This window comes from Enterococcus malodoratus ATCC 43197 (genome assembly GCF_000407185.1).
Taxonomy (GTDB): Bacteria; Bacillota; Bacilli; order Lactobacillales; family Enterococcaceae; genus Enterococcus_A; species Enterococcus_A malodoratus.
In genome coordinates this window covers 410,588-426,442 of record NZ_KE136482.1, presented here as the reverse complement: position 1 = coordinate 426,442, position 15,855 = coordinate 410,588, and the positions used below count along the sequence as shown (strand labels likewise).

Annotated in this window: 15 protein-coding genes; 2 read left to right on the top strand and 13 right to left on the bottom strand. The window is 42.2% G+C overall.

The window, feature by feature from the left end:
• Positions 1–45 precede the first annotated feature (45 nt).
• The 10 genes from I585_RS11915 to I585_RS22650 form a co-directional block, all read right to left on the bottom strand.
• Positions 46–552: a prolyl-tRNA synthetase associated domain-containing protein gene (locus I585_RS11915; RefSeq protein ID WP_010742034.1), complete on the bottom strand. Its 507-nt coding sequence runs from the start codon at positions 550–552 to the stop codon at positions 46–48.
• A gap of 5 nt (positions 553–557) precedes the next feature.
• On the bottom strand, positions 558–1,016 hold the full coding sequence (locus tag I585_RS11910) for a hypothetical protein (RefSeq protein WP_010742033.1): 459 nt from the start codon (positions 1,014–1,016) through the stop codon (positions 558–560).
• 425 nt (positions 1,017–1,441) lie between these two features.
• Positions 1,442–2,596: a trans-sulfuration enzyme family protein gene (locus tag I585_RS11905; RefSeq protein ID WP_010742032.1), complete on the bottom strand. Its 1,155-nt coding sequence runs from the start codon at positions 2,594–2,596 to the stop codon at positions 1,442–1,444.
• A gap of 190 nt (positions 2,597–2,786) precedes the next feature.
• Complete coding sequence (locus I585_RS11900) at positions 2,787–3,887, bottom strand: SLC13 family permease (protein ID WP_010742031.1); 1,101 nt, start codon at positions 3,885–3,887, stop codon at positions 2,787–2,789.
• A 111-nt stretch (positions 3,888–3,998) separates the two neighbouring features.
• Positions 3,999–5,042 (bottom strand): HAAS signaling domain-containing protein, encoded by a 1,044-nt coding sequence (locus tag I585_RS11895; RefSeq protein WP_010742030.1) that lies wholly within the window; start codon positions 5,040–5,042, stop codon positions 3,999–4,001.
• 3 nt (positions 5,043–5,045) lie between these two features.
• Positions 5,046–5,381, bottom strand: coding sequence for a PadR family transcriptional regulator (locus I585_RS11890; protein ID WP_010742029.1), 336 nt, complete (start codon positions 5,379–5,381; stop codon positions 5,046–5,048).
• A gap of 104 nt (positions 5,382–5,485) precedes the next feature.
• Positions 5,486–6,712 (bottom strand): DUF1015 domain-containing protein, encoded by a 1,227-nt coding sequence (locus I585_RS11885; RefSeq protein WP_010742028.1) that lies wholly within the window; start codon positions 6,710–6,712, stop codon positions 5,486–5,488.
• Entirely contained in the window at positions 6,712–7,899 is a 1,188-nt protein-coding gene (locus I585_RS11880) for a 3-phosphoglycerate dehydrogenase family protein (RefSeq protein ID WP_010742027.1), read from the bottom strand. Before I585_RS11880 ends, I585_RS11885 begins: the two co-directional genes overlap by 1 nt.
• Entirely contained in the window at positions 7,900–8,982 is a 1,083-nt protein-coding gene (gene serC, locus I585_RS11875; protein ID WP_010742026.1) for a 3-phosphoserine/phosphohydroxythreonine transaminase, read from the bottom strand.
• A 413-nt stretch (positions 8,983–9,395) separates the two neighbouring features.
• A complete protein-coding gene (locus I585_RS22650; protein ID WP_010742025.1) occupies positions 9,396–11,843 on the bottom strand; it encodes a coiled-coil domain-containing protein in 2,448 nt (815 codons plus the stop codon).
• A 545-nt stretch (positions 11,844–12,388) separates the two neighbouring features.
• Here I585_RS22650 and I585_RS11865 point away from each other — a divergent pair.
• Positions 12,389–12,688, top strand: coding sequence for a DUF2316 family protein (locus I585_RS11865; protein ID WP_010742024.1), 300 nt, complete (start codon positions 12,389–12,391; stop codon positions 12,686–12,688).
• Between the two features lie 285 nt (positions 12,689–12,973).
• A complete protein-coding gene (locus I585_RS11860; RefSeq protein WP_010742023.1) occupies positions 12,974–13,519 on the top strand; it encodes a TMEM175 family protein in 546 nt (181 codons plus the stop codon).
• 43 nt (positions 13,520–13,562) lie between these two features.
• Here the strand turns inward: I585_RS11860 and I585_RS11855 are convergent, their stop codons facing one another.
• From I585_RS11855 to I585_RS22910, 3 genes are all read right to left on the bottom strand, one after another.
• Entirely contained in the window at positions 13,563–14,699 is a 1,137-nt protein-coding gene (locus I585_RS11855) for a hypothetical protein (RefSeq protein ID WP_010742022.1), read from the bottom strand.
• Positions 14,700–14,895: 196 nt separating this feature from the next.
• Positions 14,896–15,468, bottom strand: coding sequence for a helix-turn-helix domain-containing protein (locus I585_RS11850; RefSeq protein WP_010742021.1), 573 nt, complete (start codon positions 15,466–15,468; stop codon positions 14,896–14,898).
• A gap of 141 nt (positions 15,469–15,609) precedes the next feature.
• Positions 15,610–15,720 (bottom strand): CPBP family intramembrane glutamic endopeptidase, encoded by a 111-nt coding sequence (locus tag I585_RS22910; RefSeq protein ID WP_244266006.1) that lies wholly within the window; start codon positions 15,718–15,720, stop codon positions 15,610–15,612.
• Positions 15,721–15,855: the final 135 nt, after the last annotated feature.

Genomic DNA, 15,855 nt, shown 5'->3' with positions numbered 1-15,855 from the left:
ATAACTCTGCGCGGCTTTTTTTATTGAAAAAAAACAGCTCGAAGTTTACGCTTCGCGCTGTTTTGCTGGAATTGATAGATATTTTGGTTCGATTGCCAGATTGGCTAAAAATTTCCTGAAATCACTAAAGGCGATCACGAGCGTCGCAGTATTCGTATTCGGATGGAAACCGATCTTTTTCGTTTGATCGATCGTCTCATCAATGATCACCGTAATTTGCCGTTCAGTATCATGCGGCAGAGCCAGCGGTGTGACCGAACCTCTTTCCAAGCCAAGCAATTCAAAAAGCTCCGCTTCTGAAGCAAAGGATAAATGACGTTCGCCCAAGGCTTTTGCTAGTCCTTTAATATCCAGCTGCTTTTTACCCGGACAGATCACAAAATAATAGTTTTTAGTCTTCTTGCTTTTCATCAACAGGTTTTTCACATCGCTGCCATCGATCGAAAAATCGATCTCCGCCACTGTATAAACAGCTTGATGATCCACACGCTCATAAGGAATCTGCCATTTTTCTAACAGCTGATAAACTTCAGTATCCGTCGCTTTACCCATCAAACTCACCTGCTTTCCTTCAGCAGATTGCGCCAAGTAATGATGGTTTTATTGACATGATTCAACACATCCAGCTCCAATTTCTTCGTATCAGCTACTTCTTTTTGCTGAAAAGCCGCTAACTTTTCATAGTTTTTCTGCAGCAGCTCATGGATCGGCTGATTGGTCTCCGAGACAATCAAACTGCTCGCTTCCGCCTTCAATTGTTCAATCACGATCGGTGTCGTTTCTTGAAAATAGACATAGCCAAATTTATTTAAATTATTTTTATACGATTGCAAGGTTGCCAGCGATGTCTCAAGAATGACTGTCCCATCTGCCGTTTGCTTCGGGCTCTGAACCACTTCCGCTGGCCGTTCCGGCTTCGGCTTTCGTTTAAGTACCCAACGAGTAATCAAAACAGTCACTAAACAAACAATCACGTTTGACAGCAACACTTCTGGGCGTAATAAATTTTCGATCATGACTTTCACTTCCTCCAAGAGATGATACCATTATACCGAACTCGTTCAACTTAAGGTATTCATTTTTCTAAAAAGACAGAAAAATGAGTTTGATTTTCACTGCGTATAAGATCCAATTAAACTAAACTATTCATTTTTTGTAGAATGAATCCGGATTTGCTTTACTCAATATATACTGCGAAAAATTGGACTCGCAACTCCTTCAACTTAAGGTATTCATTTTTCTAAAAAGACAGAAAAATGAATTCGATTTTCACTGCGTATACGATCCAATTAAACTAAACTATTCGTTTTTTGTAGAATGAATCCGGATTTGCTTTATTCAATATATACTGCGAAAACTTGGACTCGCAACTCCTTCAGCTTTAGGTATTCATCTCCCCTAAAACAGGAAAAACACATTGGGAAGGAAATTCCCAATGTGTTTATTTTACGGTTATTCGAACTTTGGCTAATGCTTGTTCTAGGTCTGCGATTAGATCTTCGGTGTCTTCGATTCCCACAGATAGACGCAGCAAACCTTCTGTTATGCCTTGTTTTTCTCGTTCTTCTTTTGGTACGCAAGCGTGGCTCATGGTGACTGGATAAGATAAAATCGACTCTACTCCGCCGAGACTTACGGCTGCGATCGGGATCTGCAAAGCATCCGAAAAAGTATACACGGCTTCTTGACTGGCTAATTCGAAAGATAAAACCGCTCCGCCGGAAGTCGCCTGACGTTTGTGAATATCATATTCGGGATGGCTAGGCAGCCCGGGATAATGAACTTTTTTTACAACCGGATGGTCTTCAAGCATCTGACTGATTTTTTCCGCGCTGCGTGCACTCTGCTCCATCCGCAAGCCCATCGTCTTAAGCCCGCGCATCGTCAACCAGCAGTCTTCGACACCTAAAATGCCGCCCAAAACCTTTTGTTGGAGCTTGATTTGCTTGTGCCACTCTTCGTCATTAGTTATAACTAACCCCGCTACTACATCGCTATGTCCATTGATAAACTTAGTAGCGCTGTGAATCACCACATCGACTCCTAATGCCAATGGTTTCTGGAATTGCGGTGTCATGAAGGTATTATCGATCATGGTCACTAAGTGGTGCTCTTTTGCGATTGCGACTACTCCCGCAATATCCGTCACTGATAATAAAGGATTCGATGGTGTTTCTAAATAAAGTCCTCGTGTATTGGGCCGAATCGCATGCTCCCATTCCGAAAGATTGGTCTCATCGACAAACGTCACTTCGATCCCGAAGCGATTCATAACCTCGTTAACCAATTGGAAGGTGCCGCCGTAAATGCTCTTGCACATCACCAAATGATCGCCTTGATTGAAACTCAGCAGAACCGCCGAGATTGCTCCCATACCAGAAGCAAATGCCGTTCCATATTTGCCGGTTTCTAAAGCGGCGACGGCTTCCTCTAAAGCTGTCCGCGTTGGATTGCCGAAACGCGAGTACGTATAGGCCTGTCCATCCTTGATGGATGCCTGTTTAAAAGTTGAACATTGATAGATCGGAAACGATGAAGCGCCGGTTTCTTCATCAAAGGCATGATAGCCGTGGATTAATTTTGTCTTGTCTTTCATCACAAATCCTCCTAAGTTCCTGCAAGTGCTTTTTCGAAGAGTCACTTTACCGCTTCATTATCTGTTACACGGTCAAAGTTCTTCGGTCATTTCTCACAAGACTAGCTTAACACCGTTTGAAGCGTTTTCATTGTTTTTGGATGAATTCCCATAAGAAACTTAGCTTATTTTTAGGAATTCTAGGAGCTTTCTAATGGATGAAAAAATAAAAGAGACCGCCTAGGAAAAACAAAAGGCCAAAATTAACTGCACTGAATAGACCGAAAAAGCGCTTTGTCTCTTTGGGATAGTAAATCCGGAACAAGTTGTAACCAATCAAATTCGCTAATGAAGCCAGTAAAGTCCCTAACCCGCCGATATTCACGCCTAAGATGACTGCCTGCTGGTTGGTTGTGAAAGGCGCGATCAAGAAAGCCGCCGGTACATTTGAGATCACTTGGCTCAGGCCTAAACCTGCCAAATAAATCTGTTTGCCATTCAGTCTCTGCAAAAATTCTTTAATAAATTGTGCTTCCCCGATATTTCCGACAATGATAAAAAAGCAGACAAAGGTCATTAATAGACCATAATCAACGTGCTTAAACAATTCCCAACGATAACTCGCCACGATCAACGCCACCGCAGGAATCACCCACTGATACGGCAATACATCCAGCACTACCAAAATCATGACAATCATTAAACCTGACAACAGCAGTGTTTCTTTTCGCTCAAACGGACTATTTTCAAGGTTAATTTCCGTCAATGAGTCCTTAGCGACGAACAGTGTCAAAAGCGCTAATGAAATCAGACTGACTAATAACACCAGCGACATCCATGTCAAAAACTGAGGGAGTGGTACATGATAATAATCATATAAATATAAATTCTGCGGATTCCCGAATGGAAAGAAGCTGCTGCCTAAGTTCGCTGCAACGATAATCAAAACACTGCCTAAAAATCGGCCCTTAAATTTTGGCAGTACTGATAAGAGCTTCAAATAGATCGGCAACAATGTCAATATCGCCACATCATTCGTTAGAAACATTGAGCCGATCAGCGACAAAAGAATCATCAGCTGAACCAGCTGTCGGCTATTTTTAGAAAAGTGCAGCAGTTTTTGCGCCAAGTACTGCAAGAGGCCAACCTGTTCAAAGCCTTGAATCAGAAGCATTAGGCCAAATAAACTGAAGATCACTTTATAATCGATAAAATCGGCGGAAAAACGACCGATCAAACAGCTAATCAGCGCTAGAACCAAAGAACCACTCAATAATCGATTGTTTTTAAAATAATTCGTCACTCGCTCCAATTTCCCACCCTCTTCGATAGATTAGACTTTATTAGCATACTCCATCGCCCGAAATTTGCGCAAAAAATCGGCCCTCAAATCGAGAACCGATTGACATCATTTTTTTCTTCACTACGCACGTTCTTGGTTAATCCAGCGTTGGGAGATATTGCGCTTGCTTCGGTAATAGACCACGATCCCGATTTGAATGATGGCTACGACCACGATGATCGCACTGATGATCAAGCGGATCGAAGCTGTATCCCCTGTCGAAATATAGTGCAGCACATCCCCGTTAGACCAGGTCTGTTCCTGTAATAAGTCGACCAGCTCTTGGCTGAAAATGTTGTTGCTTAGCAATAAGAGGACCCACATGACCGCGGAGACGGCATTGTCAATAATCGACCAAAAACAGACACGATTGCTCCAGCGGCGATCTATCAGTTTCAGAACACTAACGATCAATGTCAATACTGTTCCAATGATCAGCACTGGTATCAAAAACCGAACGAAATCATTACTGAATAATGGCATATTGACGATCGCATGACCTGTTTTAGAAAAAACTTGTGGAAAAGCGTTTAATGCTCCAAACAGTAAAAATGCGCTGAAGACTAATACTGCGATGATTTCCGCCACCGCATCAGAGATCGGAATCGCTTTTTCTGTGGTCACGGGCGGCAGATCATCAATGGTCCACTCTTCCGTTTTCTTTTTATCAAAAACTCCGGTGCGTTCAGCAATCACAAAACCAATAGTCGTCCAAACCAGCGTCTGCAAGACCCCAGACACACCGCTCTCGATCCCAGATTGAAACATGACTTGAAGGACGCTTCCTACCTGCGCCCCATTTTGCTGAAAGGCTTCGAGCCCGCCGGTAACAGCCCCCACGACTAGCGTAATGATCCCGATTATCGGAACCAATAATTTTAACAAGCGAAGATAATCCTCGTAGACCTGAGGCGATATTAAGTAACGCGGATTTTGCCGATATTGTTCCGCCAGTTTTGCCGGCGAGCCCATCGCTTGCAGAACCTGTTCAATTTCTGCGGCACTTGGCTGGTCCGATAGCATATCGTAAATATTGCCACGTAATTCTTGTGCCACTTCTTTTCGTTCGTTTTCCGGCAGCTGCCCTACCACCGCAGCGATGTAACGTTCGATTACATTTTCCATAGTTCACCCCTCCGAATAAATACCAATTAAACTCTTTTGCATTTCCTTCCACTCTTCAAACAATTTTGTCCGAACTGCTTTTCCCGTTTTGCTGATCGTGTAATATTTGCGCGGCCTGCTTTCGGTCGTATCCCAATCACTGACCAGCAGCTCCTGTTTTTCTAATCTTCTCAGCAATGGATAAAGCGTATTGGCCTCGATATCCATCCCCTTCTCCTGCAAAGTCTGCAAAAGCGCGTAGCCGTAATGAGGCGTATTCAGACTGCCTAATACAGCCAAAACCAAATTTCCTCTTTTTAATTCTGTAACATAATTCTGTACGATATCCTTATCTGGCATAGGATCACCTCTTCAATATTATTATACTGTGTGACACACATTATAGTCAATAACATAATATTTTAAATACAAAAAACTCTCGAAAAGATTCGAGAGTTTACGTATTATTTCGTTTCTAAATCGTGTAAGAACAAACCGCTTAATAGTTTTGGCTCAAACCAGGTTGATTTCGGCGGCATGATTTTTTTCGCATCCGCGACGGCTAGAAGATCCGTCATTTGCGTTGGGTACATTGAAAAGGCTAATTTCCAGTCGCCTGAATCGACTAATTTTTCCAGCTCTTCTGTTCCGCGAATCCCGCCGACAAAATCAATTCGTTTGTCTGTCCGAATATCCGCAATTTCAAAGATGTCCTCTAAGACAAATTTTTGCAGCAGAGCCACATCTAATTTTTCGACGGGATCATTCGGAACCTTTTCCGGTTTGATGCTTAAGGTATACCAAGCTTCACCGTCATATAATTGGCAGTCGCCGGCTTTTTCAGGCTTCTTAACGCCTGTTTTGGTGACTTGGTAGTTCTCAGCCAAACGATCCATAAAGTCCGCTGGCGGTGCTGATTTCAGCACTCGATTGTATTCCCAGATCGCTAACTCATCCTCAGGGAAAATAATCGACAAGAACTGTTCTGTTTCTGAATTCTGATCGCCGGATTGGCGTTTTTCCAAACCGATCTTGACTGCTGACTCTGTCCGATGATGTCCGTCCGCAATGTACAGCGCGTCAACATCAGTAAATAGTTTCGTCAATTTCTCGTTCGTTTCCGCTTGATCGATCACCCATACACGATGCGTCACATCATGATAACTGGTGAAATCATAGACCGGCGCATGCTCCTGCTGCCAATCCTTGATGATCGTTTGAATCTCTGTTTGTGGTCGATAGCTTAAGAAAATCGGACTAGTATTCGCATCACAGGTGCGGATGTGATTCATCCGATCGATTTCTTTTTCATGACGGGTAAATTCGTGCTTCTTGATTTTTTCATCGATATAGTCGCTGATCGATGTACAAGCCACGATCCCTGTCTGGCTGCGGCCATTCATCACTAATTCATAGAGATAGAAATACGCCTCAGACTCTTTGAACAACCAGCCTTTTTCCAAGAATGCCGCTAAATTGTCGGCAGCTTTTTGATAAACCTTTTCATCGTAAGGTGACAGGTCGGCTGGCAGGTCGATCTCTGCTTTGTCGATATGGAAATAGCTGTACGGGTTATCCGCCGCTAAGTCTTTAGCTTCTTGTGAATTAACAACATCGTAGGGCAAAGCCGCTACCTGATCGGCCAACTCTTCAGCTGGACGAATACCTTTAAATGGATGAACTTGAACCATTAAAATTCACTCTCCTCATCCCGTTTGATTGCACGAACGCGGACAATGCCTTCGTTCTGGCCTAGTTTTTCTGTGATCGCCGCTATTTTAGCCGGATCTGTTTCTGAAACGTCCACCAGTGTATAGGCATGATCGTCTTTCCCGCGATTCAGCATGTTATCGATATTGACTTCTAATGAAGCAATCTCAGATGCGATCAATCCTAGCATGTTCGGTACATTGCGATTGATGATCGTAATACGGTATGGAGAATCAAATGCCATCTCGACATTTGGAAAATTGACTGACCGTTTAATGACGCCGGTTTCTAAGAATCGTTTCAAACCGCGGGCTGCCATCTTAGCACAGTTAACTTCCGCTTCTTCGGTTGATGCGCCTAAGTGCGGCAGCACCGTGATTTTATCATTATGCAATAATTTTTCTTCCGCAAAGTCGGTTGTAAAACCAGCAATGCGTTCTTCGTTTACAGCTTTCACTACAGCATCCGTATCAACGATTTCGCCGCGCGCGAAGTTCATTAAGTGTGCTGTTTGCTTCATTTGCATCAATTCTTCGGTGCTGATCAAATGACGGGTATTTTCAGTTAACGGCACGTGGACAGTCACGAAATCACAGTTGGTCAAAACCTCTTTCAAGTCCTTCGCCCGTTTTACTCGACGAGAAATGCTCCAAGCCGTATCGACTGAAACATACGGGTCATAACCCGTAACTTCCATTCCTAGACGGTAAGCATCGTTGGCCACCATCGCTCCGATTGAACCTAAACCAATGACCCCTAGTTTCTTGCCTTCAAGTTCCGTTCCGGCGAATTGTGATTTTTGCGCCTCAGCCTGTTCATCGACATCGGCACCTTCCAATGTTTGCACCCAATCGATCCCTTGAACCATCGGACGAACCGCTAATAATAAGCTCGCAATCACTAATTCCTTCACCGCATTCGCGTTGGCCCCCGGTGTGTTGAAAACCACGATGCCTTTTTCGGTACACTCTTTAACTGGAATATTGTTCGTTCCGGCACCTGCCCGCGCTACCCCTAAAACAGATTCAGGAAAGGCATAGTCATGCAGCTTTTGGCTTCGCAGAATAATGCCGTCTGGTTCTTCGCTTTCGTTGATGCGGTAGTTTTCTTTATCAAAACGCGCCATTCCCTCAGGAGCAATCGCGTTGAATGTTTTAATCTGAAACATCTAATTCCCTCCATTTTCCTTTTCAAATTTCGCCATGAAGGCCACTAACGCCTCGACACCTTCCGTTGGGAACGCATTATAAAGACTCGCACGCATGCCGCCAACTGAGCGGTGACCCTTCAGATTCTCGAAGCCTTCTGCTAAAGCCGCTTGGTTGAAGGCTTTGTCTAAGGCATCGTCACCTGTCACAAATGGGATATTGGTGATTGAACGGCTATCTTTTCTCACGGGACTCGTGAACAACTTCGATTTTTCGATCGTATCATATAATAGTTGGGCTTTCTGCTGATCCTTTTCGGTAATTCCGGCTACGCCGCCTTGAGCTTTCACCCATTCAAAGACTAGCTTCGCGATGTAGATCGCATAGGTAGGCGGTGTATTATATAGGGAATCATTCTTCGCCTGCAACGCATAATCCAACATCGGCGCAAAAACCGCTTCTTGATTGAGCAAGTCTTCACGAATGATCACGACCGTCAATCCAGCCGGACCGATATTTTTCTGTGCGCCGGCGTAGATCACGCCGAAGTCTTCTACTTTATAGTCATTGGCTAAAATATTTGAAGACATATCTGCTACCACGGGAACTTTGCCGAAGTTTGGAATCTTCGCAAACGCTGTTCCTTCTATCGTATTGTTCGTTGTAATATGCACGTAAGCGGCATTTTGATCCACCGTTTCCGGCAATTCTGGAATATAGGTGAAATTTTTATCTTCACTAGAAGCGATCACTTCTACTTCGACATTATCAAGTGCTTTTGCGGCACTGATAGCCTTTTTTGACCACGAACCGGTGCTGACATACAACGCTTTTTTGCCTTGGGCCAAGTTCAACGGCACCATGCTGAATTGCAAACTTGCTCCGCCTTGTAAAAACAAGACCTTGTAATTGTCAGGGATCGCCATTAATTCTCTCAATAAGCTTTCAGCAGCTTGGATGATTTCTTCAAACAAGGAGGAACGATGACTCAGCTCCATCACCGACATACCGCTATTTTTGTAATCAAGCATCTCGGACTGTGCGATCTCCAACACAGCTTTCGGTAATACTGCGGGACCTGCAGAAAAATTGTAAATCGTCATACTCATTCTCTCCTTTTTCATAGTTATGGAATTATTTCCATCTTTAAGCCGTAAATCTCTTCCTGATCCACTGTTAAGAAACAAACTTCTATAGTAATCAGACAAAGATTTCCTGCATCAAGATGTGATGACAATTATAACAGATGTCCTTAAATGATAAAAGCCTAATTCTAAATTAATTTCACTGTAATTTGAATTTTGTCAGAAAATTTCATGTTTGCTTACATAAAATGAAAACAAGCAATCCATTTCTGGCTAAAAAAACATCCCATAACTGACGCTCCCGCTCAAAAGCATAAAAAACAGAGTATCCGCCATCCAATGATTCGATTGGCGGATACTCTGTTCAATTCTTATTCATGGTTTACAGGTTCATACGGACGTTTAACGCTTGTCATTATTAATGAACAAAACTATTTCCGTGAACGTTTCAACACCCAAAGGTAAAGAGCAGCAACACTTCCTAAAACAGTATAGCCTACAGTTGATAGGGCACTTTGTTTAGACCCTGTTTTCGGATACTCTTTCACCGTTCCACTTTTTTGAGGGGTATAACTCTCTGTATAACCGTTCGTTTGAGTGGTATGTTTATTATTTACTAAGACCACTTTTTCAGTAATCGGCGATTCGGGTTTCGGTGTTTTAGGATGCTCCACAATGTCGGTTGCCGGCTGATATTCTGGCGGAATCGGCGGAACTGGAGGTTCGCCTACTGGAAGCAGCGGCTTCAGCTCTGGCTGCACGGGTATCTTCGGCATGACCGGAAGTTCAGGCACCACTGGTATTTCGGGCAAGACTGGCTCCTCAGGCATAACCGGCGGTACCAAGTTCGGATTCTCAGGCACGGTTTCATGCTCTGGCGGTGTCGGAGCAATCGGCATGACCGGCATCGCAGGAACGTTTGGTACTTCTTGCAGCACTAATGGTTTAGGCGGCTCAGGAACAACCGGCGGTACAGGCTCATCGGGAACCTTTTGATACTCTGGTTCCGTTGGCGGTGTCGGTTCTATAGGCAGTACCGGATACACCGGCGTCGCCTTTGTTGAATTCAAACTCAAGCCCCAATAGCCTGGATAATAGACATCATTCGTCGCTACTTTAATGACTTCACCCGGTTTCGCCGTAAGCTCATGATAATAGCCAAATACAGTTGCTCCAGCCATTTTAGTTAATAGCGTCAAGTATCCATATTTATTGGCCAACTGATCAGAGGAAACTGCCGTATTCGTCAGATCATTCAAAAATTCGCGATTGTTTTCACCGAGATCAACCTTTTTACCGCTTATCAAATCAACGGCATCTCGCTCGATTGCATTCACACTAACTACTTGATCCTGCAGATTTTTCAGTGCCTGCGGTCCCCGATCGGAGGCATTAAATGTTTTGAATGCCTGTACATAGAGATCGAACGCCTGATTGAATTCACTGTCACTCAGTTCTTTTGTCCTTTTCAAAGCTGTTTTCCATTTATCAACTAGTTCAGGCGTAATCTGGATAGCTACCTGATCACTATTCGATGCATTAAATGATTGCTTAGAAGTAAAGAGCGGCGGAATCGCATTTAAAATATCTTGTTCCGTCGGTGTCCGCAAGCTTTCTGGAATGTTGCTGGTCGTAGCATTCTTTGCTTGTTCCGGATCCCCCTCAAATGAACTTGTAAAACTGAAATCGAACCCTTGTCCTCTTAGATTTTGACTAAATCCATTGGGTCCCTTTGCCCCATTCGTAACGGACGGCACCGTTTGAAAATAGATTGGCACGGACGAAGTAATTGGCAAATTCTTATAAAACGTATAGGTCTCTGTAAAAACCGGTATCGAATTCGTTAACTTATCTTTTAATGTTCCTTCTGGTATCGCATTTTTGGAACGATACGTGTCCATCAATTTGACCATGTCGTCTCCACTGGTAGATAAGCCATACTCAAGGTAGGCTTGCATACCCGTGTAATTGGTAAACAGCGAATAAAGGTTGAAGGAATTATCCCAAGAGCTTGGCATTGTATAATGACCGGCCAATAAATGATCATTTATTGTCGCCATCTTCTGATCATAATCGGTCTTTTGACTATGATAAGTAGCCAGATCTGCTTGGTATTTTGTATAGGCCGTATTGAACGCTTCGTGTAAACTCTCGTTGGACTCCACCACTTTTTGTCGTTCGGCTAATTCATCATTATAGGTTTGTAATTGTTCCTTGTATGTATTTAATTTTTCTTGATAGGCCTGTTGTTCTGCTTGGTAGTTGTTGGTTGCGTCTTGATTGGATTGGATAATCTCATCACGATTTGCAACGGCTTCGGAATACTCTTTCAATTGTTCCTCGTAAATCGCCAGTGCCGCCTGATATTGCTTTAAAGCCTCTTTATACTTTTCATCCATCTGGTTATTTCCCACGATTACTTCGTCCAGATGCTGATGATACTCAGACAATAGCTTTTGATAATTCGCCAGCTCTTCCCGGTATTTCGCCATCTTTTCTTGATAATCACTCAATAGTTGCTTTTGCTGATCTAAGGCTTCATTATGCTGCGCTAATTTCGCTTCATAATCTGCCATCTGAGTATTATACAACGCCATATCTTCGTTAAACTTCTTCAGCTCGGCCTGAAAAGCACTCGTCGCTTGTTCATTCTCTTGCTGAATCTGCTTATTAGCATCAACTTTTTCTTGATACTGTTTACTTTTTTCTAGGAAATCAGCTTGATTCTTTTTATACTCCGCTAATGCCGCCTCGTATTTCCCTTTGTCCTTAAAAACAATTGTATTCTCTGCTGCAAATACCTGCGTCAAGGGACTCGCAATAGATAAACTTAATGCTGCTATTGTAAAAACAGCTAGACTTTTTCTTTTTCTATTCATATACTCTATACTCACCCCTAGTTGGAATTGGCTTTCATCTTCTCTATGTTCACTCTAAAAAAGAAGCAACAAGTCAAATAGCAAAATAAATACTGCAATAATAAATTCCTACATTGTGAATTACATAATGAGAACTTTTCACAAGAACGCTCTTATTTATGGCTTATTTTCTATTTGAAATAACTTTACTATTGTCATATATTAACCATATATTTGTGCATTGCAAGTAAAAGCGTTTGCTTTCAATTTGTTTTGTTCTTATAAATCTATAAAATGCTGTTAAACAAGCTAAAACCTATTTCAATCAGTTATTTTTTTATTTATGACGAAAATGACTAGTTTGAAGCATTCAAGCCCCCGTTCAGTTAGATTCAGATATTCATTGCACTTTACGACTAAAATCTTACGGGCTGAAAGCAGATACGTTTTTGTTTTTCACGAATAGTTTAAATTACAACTATTTATTTGACAACTAAATCAGAACAGCGTATGCTGTCGATAGTTAAAGTTACAACTATTCATTTTTCAAGAAAGAAGCGGATACCATGTCATTAAATCCTCAACAAATCAGCGATACAAAAAGAGAGTTCCAAGAAAATTTCGAACAGACCGGACTCAGCATCGAACAAATCGCTGTTGATCTAAACACCACTCCGGCAATAATCGAAGATACCTTGAATTTGAATGTTAGCCGCATCGAAGATCCTTGGGTTCTGAAAAACTATTTGGAGGCCGAACTTTCAGCACAAGGAAAACCTGCTGTTTCCTTCACCGCATTAGTCGGAGATTATCATCGCCATTGGTTTTTAAACAGCTGCCGGATCGACAAAAAGAAACTTGGCTAATCGTTTTTAACACGATTAACTTTGAAATGAAGACTTACCTCATTTATTGCTAGAAAAATAATCCTCGTAATGTAGAATTTTTTTCATTTAAACGAACAAAAAAACACAGACCTGATTAAAAAAAATCAAGTCTGTGTTTTTAAGTGTCTTTGTTTGCCCCAGCGCATTGAACATGCTAAAAATAATAGACTATTTTGATTAAGAAAGAAGGAGTCTTAGAGATGAACAAAGGACGCGTAGAGGCATTTTCTGACGCTATCGTAGCCATCATTATGACTATTTATTATGATTTTAGAGTTTAAAACCCCTCATGATTTTCACTGGACAGCAATTTTGGAGGATCTGCCTTATTTATTCGCTTATGCTGTCAGCTTTTTCTTTATCGCGGTGGCTTGGTACAATCATCATTACATGTTCAGCCTGACCAAACGAGTAACTAAAAGCATCTATTGGATCAACAACATTTGGCTTTTCACTATGGCGATGATCCCTGTCGCAACAGCTTGGGCAGGTGAATTCATGCTGTACCATGCGCCTGAATATTTCTATCTATTGATTTTTACTTTGTGGAGTATGGCTTATTACTGGTTAAGCCGAACCATTGACCGCGTGAACCATGAGGCTAATACTGAGATCAGTCAAAAAATCAAGAAAATGGGACCATACTTTTATATGGGAAGTATCTATTTTCCATTGACCGTTTTTGCAACGGCTATCGGCATTTACTTCTATCCGCCGATTGGCCTAATTGCGACATTGATTGAACTGATTGTTATGGCTTTTTGGACCAATGACGATAGTGATAAAATTTTTAGCGAAACGGCGGAATAATCCCCCCGCCAATAGCCTTCTGCACACACACGCCGAAGGTTTTTTATTTCTTTCGTTTTTTGTTCTTTTGACTGCCGCTACCGCCTTTTTTCTTGCCGCTGCGCTTACCGCTACTCGTCTGTTGGCCTTGTCCTCTTTCGCGATTGTTAATCAGACTAAGTGCGGAAAGCTGTCGGCCGCTGAGTGGACGATTATTCGTTGATCGTTTGGGAGTTGATTCTGTTACCGGCGGATCAGCAACACCAATCGCACGATCTTCTTTTATTAAGGCGGATTCCGGTTCATGGGATTTCTGCTGTACTTCATTAGATATAACTGGGGGATCAAATACTGGATCTGCTGCTTCTGCCGAATCAGCCGGACGCTCAACAAACAAGACCTCTATATCTGCCAGTGTCTTTCCTTCAGGTAAGTGCGCCTGAATCAAGACTATCGCTTCTGCATCACTCAACGTTCTCGGATCAAACCCGTGAGGCACCATGATAGTAAGTGTTTCCTTTGCCTCTTCTGAATTTTGATCAGACTCCTCCAATAATTCTTGCGACTCCTCATGGTGCATGACATTAGCACTTTCTATATAGTCAAACTTCACAAGCTGGGCAAATTTTCGGCTGCCATTCTGCTCAAATATCGTCAATGTCGTTAATACTTTTAGTAAGGCCCGCGTTTTTTCTCGCGCCTCTTCCTTCGACATCGCCGGATCAATATTCCTTAATATCCAACTATGCTTCTTCCCGCTGGCCGCTTTAAAAACTGAAACAAGATGATAGCCATATTTAGCGTCTTCCTTTGCTGGTGCATCTTCTGTGTGCAGATATTTACAAATTGAACGAGCTTCCTCGGAAAATTGAAGGTATTCCTTTCTATTTTTAAACAGGCGATTGACCAATTTATCAAACTCGCCGCCTTTGAAATATGGCTTGAAATAGCAAAGATTTTTACGCAGCACCTCGCTTGGTTCAGCATGCAAGAATAACTCTCGCACCAATTCTTTTAAAAACTCTGAATAGTCGCTGAGGACCAGGGCGTTCTTGACCATGATCGCAACAGCATACTGGATCACATCAGAAACATTTTGTGTGTTTTCGTAATAGCTGCTGATCTTTTGCTCCAATGTGTTGCGTTTTGTAACAAACAATTGTACCTGGCTTAATGGTTTGGTCTGTACGTTTTTCTTCATGGAAATTCCCGTCCTCTCATTCTTGTTTGCGCTTTCATAAATGACTCAAAAACATCATACCGCTAAGAACCCTAAAAGACGAACCCGGTTTTTTACCAAAAAATTAAATATTTTGCAAACTCGTTCGCTTTATTTAACAAAAAAAAGTGCCTATAAGGTTGATCTAATCACCTTTCTAGACACTTAATCCTGTTTCCTAAAACATTCCGCTTATCCACATACTTGCTAAAACCACGACTAAAACTACAGCGGTAAAAACAATAACGATCATTGTTTTTGAGAGTAGGTCCTTCCCTAAGCTGCGCTCCTGCCGCTTTTCTTCGACATTGTCCCCATCCATGTAAGCGACAATCTCTTTATAGGTTTTGATATTCTTTTCTTTCTTGATTTTTTCGATTTTGATCGCTGCCCACATACCGACCATCCAAAGAACTAAAGGGATCACTAGCCCTTTATCGCCTAAAAACTTCCAAGCTGGGCCAAATGAAATCGCTGCTGCTCCAATCGTCCCCATCATAATGTAACTGTACTTATCCATCTCATCCTTTTTGATCACTTTTTTCATCGTTTCCACGTCTCCTTTGACAAGTTCATCTAAAGTCACGTCGAAAAGAACACTCAACAATAACAGATTATGAATATCTGGATAGCTCCGTTCATTTTCCCAATTGGAGATTGTTTGGCGCGAAACGTAGATCCTTTCCGATAATTCCTCTTGAGAAAATCCCGCCGTCTCTCTTAATTTTTTAATCTGCTTGCTTAAATTCATTTCATCCGCTCCTTCATCCTCACCATAAAGTTTCCCACCAATCCTCACCAGCAAAACTCTTTATCATTAGGCCTTTTCCACTTGTCAAAAGTCTTTGTCAACCTTGTATTTATTGATTTAACAACGTTTTATATTAGAAAATCATCGACCAAAAGTATTCATCGCTCCATGTAACAACATCGTCGAATAGCAATTCTTTGTTTTCCAACGCAGCAATCCCAGAACCAATCCGTAGCACAATCTCGTAATCATCTTCCAAATCAGCGCTTGCATGAGATCAGTTTCCACTCGAGAGGCAAGCGAATCAAAGTAGCCAAGATACTGGATGTCAAATAATCCGATATGGGATGTTTAAAATAACAGACATCTGATTCCATAAATAGCCAA

What these genes read in the sequence shown, in the direction of transcription:
- I585_RS11910 (WP_010742033.1), bottom strand. Translation starts at nt 1,016, where the DNA reads ATGATCGAAAATTTATTACGCCCAGAAGTGTTGCTGTCAAACGTGATT.
- I585_RS11865 (WP_010742024.1), top strand. Translation starts at nt 12,389, where the DNA reads ATGTCATTAAATCCTCAACAAATCAGCGATACAAAAAGAGAGTTCCAA.
- I585_RS11890 (WP_010742029.1), bottom strand. Translation starts at nt 5,381, where the DNA reads ATGCCAGATAAGGATATCGTACAGAATTATGTTACAGAATTAAAAAGA.
- I585_RS11885 (WP_010742028.1), bottom strand. Translation starts at nt 6,712, where the DNA reads ATGGTTCAAGTTCATCCATTTAAAGGTATTCGTCCAGCTGAAGAGTTG.
- I585_RS11855 (WP_010742022.1), bottom strand. Translation starts at nt 14,699, where the DNA reads ATGAAGAAAAACGTACAGACCAAACCATTAAGCCAGGTACAATTGTTT.
- I585_RS11880 (WP_010742027.1), bottom strand. Translation starts at nt 7,899, where the DNA reads ATGTTTCAGATTAAAACATTCAACGCGATTGCTCCTGAGGGAATGGCG.
- I585_RS11915 (WP_010742034.1), bottom strand. Translation starts at nt 552, where the DNA reads ATGGGTAAAGCGACGGATACTGAAGTTTATCAGCTGTTAGAAAAATGG.
- serC (WP_010742026.1), bottom strand. Translation starts at nt 8,982, where the DNA reads ATGACGATTTACAATTTTTCTGCAGGTCCCGCAGTATTACCGAAAGCT.
- I585_RS11905 (WP_010742032.1), bottom strand. Translation starts at nt 2,596, where the DNA reads ATGAAAGACAAGACAAAATTAATCCACGGCTATCATGCCTTTGATGAA.
- I585_RS11860 (WP_010742023.1), top strand. Translation starts at nt 12,974, where the DNA reads ATGATTTTAGAGTTTAAAACCCCTCATGATTTTCACTGGACAGCAATT.
- I585_RS11895 (WP_010742030.1), bottom strand. Translation starts at nt 5,042, where the DNA reads ATGGAAAATGTAATCGAACGTTACATCGCTGCGGTGGTAGGGCAGCTG.
- I585_RS11850 (WP_010742021.1), bottom strand. Translation starts at nt 15,468, where the DNA reads ATGAATTTAAGCAAGCAGATTAAAAAATTAAGAGAGACGGCGGGATTT.
- I585_RS22650 (WP_010742025.1), bottom strand. Translation starts at nt 11,843, where the DNA reads ATGAATAGAAAAAGAAAAAGTCTAGCTGTTTTTACAATAGCAGCATTA.
- I585_RS22910 (WP_244266006.1), bottom strand. Translation starts at nt 15,720, where the DNA reads ATGATTACGAGATTGTGCTACGGATTGGTTCTGGGATTGCTGCGTTGG.